Below are 6,211 nucleotides of genomic sequence, written 5' to 3' on the forward strand. Positions count from 1 at the left end.
TCACCCCACCTCCCCTGAATTGCTTCTCCATTTCCAGATACTGAGGTACACCAATAAGATTTTGAAATTCCTTAAACTCAACAAACTCCTGAAAATCAGCCGTAGTTCCCCGTTCCTTCAAATGACGCAAGCAAGCAGTCATAACCTTAGTCGCTGCAAGTAAAGCAGAAACAGGGAAAAACACAATCTTAAAACCTAACTGCTGCAGCTGTGACGCTGAAAGTTCGGGAGTTTTGCCACCTTCCACAATATTAGCTACCAAAGGAACATCAGGAAACACAGAAACAATTTTTTCCAGTTCCTCAACAGATTGCGGTGCTTCTACAAACAAGATATCAGCTCCAGCATCAATATAAGCTCTTCCACGAGCAATTGCTTCTTCCAAACCCAAGGGAGCACGAGCATCAGTCCGAGCTATAATCACTAAACCACTGTCACCACGCGCATGTACAGCTGCGCGAATTTTGCCAACGTGTTCAGCCGTCGAAATGACTCGTTTTCCCTCAAAGTGTCCACATTTTTTCGGCCATTCTTGGTCTTCGAGTAATACTCCCGCAATTCCTTGCTGTACCGCGTCCTTTACCGTTCGGATGACGTTTAAAGCATTACCATAGCCAGTGTCCATATCGGCGATTAAAGGTATACTCACAGATTTCGCAATTCGCCCAGCGCTGGTCAGTATTTCTGTAGCTGTCATTAAACCATAGTCTGGTACACCAAGTGTAGAGGCGGCGATACCAAAACCACTAGTCGCAATTAATTCAAAACCTAATTGTTCTGCCAGCTTTGCTCCTAAACAATCGTAAACGCCAGGAATGATGAGAATTTCAGGGCGCTGTAGTAATTGTCGCAGTTTTTGGCTAGAAAGTTGCATGAATGATGGAGAACAAATTTTAAAGTTTTTTCTTGTTCAGATTAGCACAAAAGGTGGCGTTGCATATTTGCGGGATGATTTTATTTTCTTTGCTTACTATAAAACTTCTTTCTTGGCGCTCTTTGCGTCTTGGCGGTTCGTACTTCATCCCCTTTTTGTGCAACGCCCAAAAGGTGCATGGTAATAAACAGAGGAGATGCGCAGAACCTTGAGTTGCAACTTCGATTTTCTATTCCAGAATACAATAGATATAGAACACTTCACTTAAATTTACATCATTCAATGCAATCTCCCTCTGCAGCTAGTCCTGATCCAATTGCTCTCGGTTTTCACGCTCTTTCCGATCCGCTGAGGATTAGCGTTATCGAACTACTACGAAATCAAGAGCTTTGTGTATGTGATTTGTGCGATGCTTTAGGGGTTAGCCAGTCAAAGCTGTCTTTTCACCTGAAAACTCTGAGGGAGGCTGGTTTGGTTCGCTCTCGCCAAGAAGGACGCTGGATTTACTATAGCCTCAATATACCTCAATTTGCTGCCTTGGAGCAGTATCTGTCTGAGTTCCGCCGCCTCTACCAAATCTTACCTGGCCGTCTCTGTCAAAACCCATCCTGACATATCGACTTTTTTTGATTAACTTGTGTAAACTTGAGTACTGTGTCTATTGACAAATCAATTTATTTTGAAATGATAGAGATATACTTTTAATATGTCCGGGGAGTAAGGTCAATGAACGCAAAGCTGGTCAAGTTTGCGCTTGCACTGGGAGCGTTGGCTTTGACAACTAGTTCTACCACAAGAATAGATGCATTAGAAACACAAGAATCACAAAAATTAGCTCAAGCCAATAGTCCACAAGCGATCGCAACAACAGCGGATGTGAGGATAGATGGTTCAAGTACTGTTTATCCAATTACGCAGGCGATTGCCAAACAATTTGAATCAGAGCAAAAAAATAAGGTATCAGTGAATATATCTGGTACAAGCGGCGGTTTTGAAAAATTTTGTGCTGGACAAACCGATATTTCTAATGCTTCTCGACCAATTTTAAAAGCAGAGATAGAAGCTTGTCGAAAGAATAGCATCAGGTTCATAGAACTTCCTATAGCCTTTGATGCTCTCACCATCGTTGTTCATCCACAAAACAACTGGGCAAAAGATATTACAATAGCTGAGTTGAAGAAAATGTGGGAACCAGCCGCTCAAGGGAAAATTACTTCGTGGAACCAAGTACGTGCAGGCCAAATCGTCCTTTAAAATTGTTTGGTGCAGGCAACAAGTCTGGGACTTTTGACTATTTCACAGAAGCGACAGTCGGAAAGACGCGAGCCAGCCGTACTGATTATACAGCAAGTGAGGATGATGAAGTCATCGCCAATGGAGTCAGTAAAGACCCTAATGCCCTGGGTTACTTTGGCTACGCATATTATGAAGAACACAAAGGTAAGTTAAAAGCGCTGCCAGTTGACAATGGTAAAGGAGCAGTATTGCCAACGCGTGAAGCTGTAGAAAAAGCGCAGTATCAGCCACTTTCTCGACCATTGTTTATCTACGTCAATCCGTGGTCTGCTAAAAATAAAGAAGCAGTGTATAAATTTGTCAATTTCTATGTTGACAAAGCACCCAAGGTGGCAAGTTCTGTGGGATATGTGCCTTTACCAACAGAAGTTTACCGTATAGACCATGTTCATTTAAACAATGGTAAAGTGGGAACTGTGTTTGGTGGAGAAGCTCAGCTTAACCTAACGCTGGCAGAGGTGTTACGTAAACAAAAGCAGTTCTAGGTTGATGAAATTTTTTCTTAAACAAATCTCTCTGCACAGATATGATACATTAGCTGAAGCAATTGGTACCTTTACTTTGGTGTTTGCAGGTACTGGCGCAGTCATGGTAAACGAGATAAGTAAAGGTGCTATCACCCATCTGGGGATTAGCTTTGTGTTTGGTGCGATCGTCGCTGCTTTGATTTACGCGATGGGACATCTAAGCGGCGCACACTTTAACCCAGCAGTGACGTTGGCGTTTTGGGCAAGTGGTTTTTTTCCCAAACAACGAGTGCTACCGTATATCATAGCACAATCCTTGGGGGCAATATTAGCTTCAGCTTTATTACTTATGAGCTTGGGAAGAGTTGCTAATTTGGGGGTGACTCTTCCACTCAATGGAAATTGGTTGCAATCTTTGGTGTTAGAAACAGTACTCACGTTTATTTTGATGCTGGTGATTTTTGGTTCAGGATTAGATCGCCGCGCACATATTGGCTTTGCAGGTTTAGCGATCGGGTTGACTGTTGGAGTGGAAGCAGCGTTTATGGGACCAATTACAGGTGCTAGTATGAATCCAGCGCGTTCATTTGGTCCGGCGTTCGTAGGAGCAATTTGGCAGTACCATTGGGTTTATTGGGTAGGACCAATTTTGGGAGCACAGTTAGCTGCGATCGTTTATAGGCAACTTTCTCGCAATTTTCAAGATATTCAATAACCAAAGAAGAATTTGGCGTTGCTGAATCAGCGTATGAATTGTCATTCTGTTAGCGCAGCGTGTCCGCAGGACAGCGTAACGAAGTGAAGCGTTAGCGCAGCGTGTCCCAAAGACATAGAATCTCTGCAGATGCTTCATTTCGCTTCGCTACATTCAGCATGACAAAACTAGATTCATACTTCAAATCAGCAACGCCAAGAATTTACCACTGCTATATTTGAAGAATGGCAACTTGAAAACCCAGAAGGACAAGATATAGAAACCTTCCGCCATGTTCGCGATCAGGTTAAAGAAAGAGTAGTGAAGTTGATAAAATCGTTAAGTTAAACTGAACTGTTCTGTTCTTCACCGGGGGTCATTTGAACTATGTCCAAATCAATAGAAGTTCGTAACCCCCGGACAGGTAAGTTTGATTACGTCATTATACCTCCACCTCCAAAACTAATAGCACAGCAATGCAACCGCTTGCGCAGAGCACAAAAAACCTGGTTGCAGCTTGGTTTAGCAGGGAGAATCCAAGTTCTGCAAAAATGGAAGCAAGCAATTATATCTGGACGTGATAAACTCACTGAAGCTTTAGTTAATGATACAGGAAGATTATCAATCTCAGTTTTAGAAATTGACTTATTTCTCTCTGGCATTGATCACTGGTGTCAATTAACCCCAAAACTACTACAAGAATCTGTAGAAGATACGGCAATTTCTTTTATCCAACTACAACAAACAGCAGTTCCCTATCCTCTTGTTGGAGTTATCAGTCCGTGGACTTTTCCTCTACTGCTTTCAACAATTGATACAATTGGGGCATTAGTTGCTGGTTGCGCTGTGATAGTCAAACCCAGTGAAATGACTCCTCGTTTTATGGCACCACTTTTGGCATCACTGAGCACTGTTCCTATATTACGTGATGTCTTAACTTTTCTAGAAGGGGCAGGCGAAACTGGTTCTGCACTTATCCAATATGTAGATTTGGTATGCTTTACTGGAAGTGTCGCAACAGGTCGAAAAATTGCAGAAGCAGCAGCTAAGCGCTTCATTCCTGCTTTTTTAGAATTAGGAGGAAAAAACCCAGCGATTGTTTTGCCATCTGCCGATTTAGACTTAGCAACATCAGCAATTTTGTGGGGTTCAGTCTTCAACAGTGGACAATCGTGTCTTTCGATTGAGCGAATCTACGTTGCAGAATCTATTTTTGAAGAGTTTGTTAAACAACTAGTCGGCAAAGCGCAAAGTCTTGAGTTAGCTCATCCGACATTGGAAAGTGGAGATATTGGTCCTATAATAACAGAAAGACAAGCAGCAAGTATCAGTGATCATTTGTTAGACGCAGTAGAACAGAAAGCAGTTGTTCACTGTGGAGGTGAAGTAGAGAATTATGGAGGAGCTTGGTGGTGTCGTCCTACAGTTCTGACTTCTGTCAACCATTCTATGCAAATTATGACCGAACAGACTAATGGTCCTATTATGCCAGTGATGCCTTTTTCTACAATTGAAGAAGCAGTACACTTGGCGAATGACTCTCTGTATGGATTAAGTGCAGCAGTTTTTGCTGAGTCGGAAACAGAAGCGTTGCAAGTCGGACGTCAGATAGATGCAGCTAGTATTAGTATTAATGACGCTGCTTTGAGCAGCATCATGCACGAAGGAGAAAAAAATGCTTTTAAATTATCTGGTATAGGTGGTTCACGCACAGGGGCTGCAGCGCTGACACGTTTTCTGCGGAAGAAAGCTTTTTTGGTGAAAACAGAGAATATCAGCGACCCTTGGTGGTTTGATAGTAATGGTGCGTTAAGCTAAAGCCGTAATGCACCCTACTGGCTTATGTCCTACAGCGAGTTTAGTTTAGCTAAAACCAAACGAGAGTTCGGCTTAACCACGTTAGAAAAACGCGATATTTTCGCTGCTGTTCCGGAATTAGCAGCGAGTCATTTACTCACAGAAACACTTAACTATAACCTGCCCATTGCTTTAGGTAGTAATAGCGAAAAAGCTCGCTCTGAACTCATTATTGCTCCAATTTTAGTTGACTTACGCCGACAATTACATGAGCAAATTAGTTTATTTTCTGGGATAGATTTTAGTGTTGACGATACTAAAGGATTAAACGGCACTTGCGATTTTATTATTACTAAATCTCCAGAAATTCTCATTGTGACAGCGCCAGTCATTACAATTGTAGAAGCGAAAAAAGAGAATATAAATGCGGGTTTCGGTCAGTGTGCAGCAGAAATGGTAGCAGCTCAAATTTTTAATGAGCAAACTGCAACTGAGATTAAAACAATTTACGGTGCAGTAACAACAGGCAGCATTTGGCAATTCCTCAAACTAGAAGAACAAACATTGAGCATTGATTTAAGCGAATATTATCTCAAAGAAGTGAATAAAATTCTTGGTATTTTAGCGAGTGGCATTTCTCAAGGAAACCAACAAAAAGATTAGTCATTTGTAGGGTGCGTTATGCCTTTGGCTAACGCACCGTAATATAGCAATCTTCAATCATATCATGTCCACTTGAATAGTTGTCCGCAGTGTTAGCCTAGCGTGCCCAGAGGGCATACGAAGCGAAGCAATTGCAAGGGTGTTGGGATTGCTACCCTATGGCTGACGCCACGCCTTACGGCTATCGGGAAGCCGCTTTGCGTCTACACTTCACTTCGTTCCGTATGCCCTGCGGGCACGCTGCGCGCTTCGCTGCGGACATACAGCGTTTTGCAAGTACATGAGGTACACCACCCCTCCCTAACCCTCCCCTTACTAAGGGGCTACGGTGTACACACAAGTCATTGAATTACCTGCTCATCTCCGCAAAACCTCACCCTGCCCTGTCGGGCATCCCTCTCCTTACTAAGGAGAGGGAAA

5 protein-coding genes and 2 pseudogenes are annotated in these 6,211 nt (G+C 42.7%); 6 read left to right on the top strand and 1 reads right to left on the bottom strand.

Annotated features, from left to right (window positions below; all coding sequences use genetic code 11):
- A partial coding sequence (locus tag DP117_RS33050) for an oxaloacetate decarboxylase (RefSeq protein ID WP_169222394.1) occupies window positions 1-874 on the bottom strand: 874 nt, incomplete at its 3' end.
- Window positions 875-1,156: 282 nt separating this feature from the next.
- Here DP117_RS33050 and DP117_RS33060 point away from each other — a divergent pair.
- From DP117_RS33060 to DP117_RS33085, 6 genes and pseudogenes are all read left to right on the top strand, one after another.
- On the top strand, window positions 1,157-1,486 hold the full coding sequence (locus DP117_RS33060) for a metalloregulator ArsR/SmtB family transcription factor (protein WP_169222395.1): 330 nt from the start codon (window positions 1,157-1,159) through the stop codon (window positions 1,484-1,486).
- A 114-nt stretch (window positions 1,487-1,600) separates the two neighbouring features.
- A pseudogene (locus DP117_RS33065) lies at window positions 1,601-2,655 on the top strand (PstS family phosphate ABC transporter substrate-binding protein).
- 4 nt (window positions 2,656-2,659) lie between these two features.
- Window positions 2,660-3,352: an MIP/aquaporin family protein gene (locus tag DP117_RS33070; RefSeq protein ID WP_169222396.1), complete on the top strand. Its 693-nt coding sequence runs from the start codon at window positions 2,660-2,662 to the stop codon at window positions 3,350-3,352.
- 213 nt (window positions 3,353-3,565) lie between these two features.
- Window positions 3,566-3,679, top strand: a pseudogene (locus tag DP117_RS36765) (ArsC family transcriptional regulator); the annotation flags it as partial.
- Between the two features lie 39 nt (window positions 3,680-3,718).
- Window positions 3,719-5,149, top strand: coding sequence for an aldehyde dehydrogenase family protein (locus DP117_RS33080; protein WP_169222397.1), 1,431 nt, complete (start codon window positions 3,719-3,721; stop codon window positions 5,147-5,149).
- 24 nt (window positions 5,150-5,173) lie between these two features.
- On the top strand, window positions 5,174-5,791 hold the full coding sequence (locus DP117_RS33085) for a hypothetical protein (protein WP_169222398.1): 618 nt from the start codon (window positions 5,174-5,176) through the stop codon (window positions 5,789-5,791).
- The last annotated feature ends 420 nt before the right edge of the window (window positions 5,792-6,211 follow it).

The sequence above is a fragment of the Brasilonema sp. UFV-L1 genome, assembly GCF_012912105.1.
Classification (GTDB): domain Bacteria; phylum Cyanobacteriota; class Cyanobacteriia; order Cyanobacteriales; family Nostocaceae; genus Brasilonema.

What these genes read in the sequence shown, in the direction of transcription:
- DP117_RS33060 (WP_169222395.1), top strand. Translation starts at nt 1,157, where the DNA reads ATGCAATCTCCCTCTGCAGCTAGTCCTGATCCAATTGCTCTCGGTTTT.
- DP117_RS33070 (WP_169222396.1), top strand. Translation starts at nt 2,660, where the DNA reads ATGAAATTTTTTCTTAAACAAATCTCTCTGCACAGATATGATACATTA.
- DP117_RS33080 (WP_169222397.1), top strand. Translation starts at nt 3,719, where the DNA reads ATGTCCAAATCAATAGAAGTTCGTAACCCCCGGACAGGTAAGTTTGAT.
- DP117_RS33085 (WP_169222398.1), top strand. Translation starts at nt 5,174, where the DNA reads ATGTCCTACAGCGAGTTTAGTTTAGCTAAAACCAAACGAGAGTTCGGC.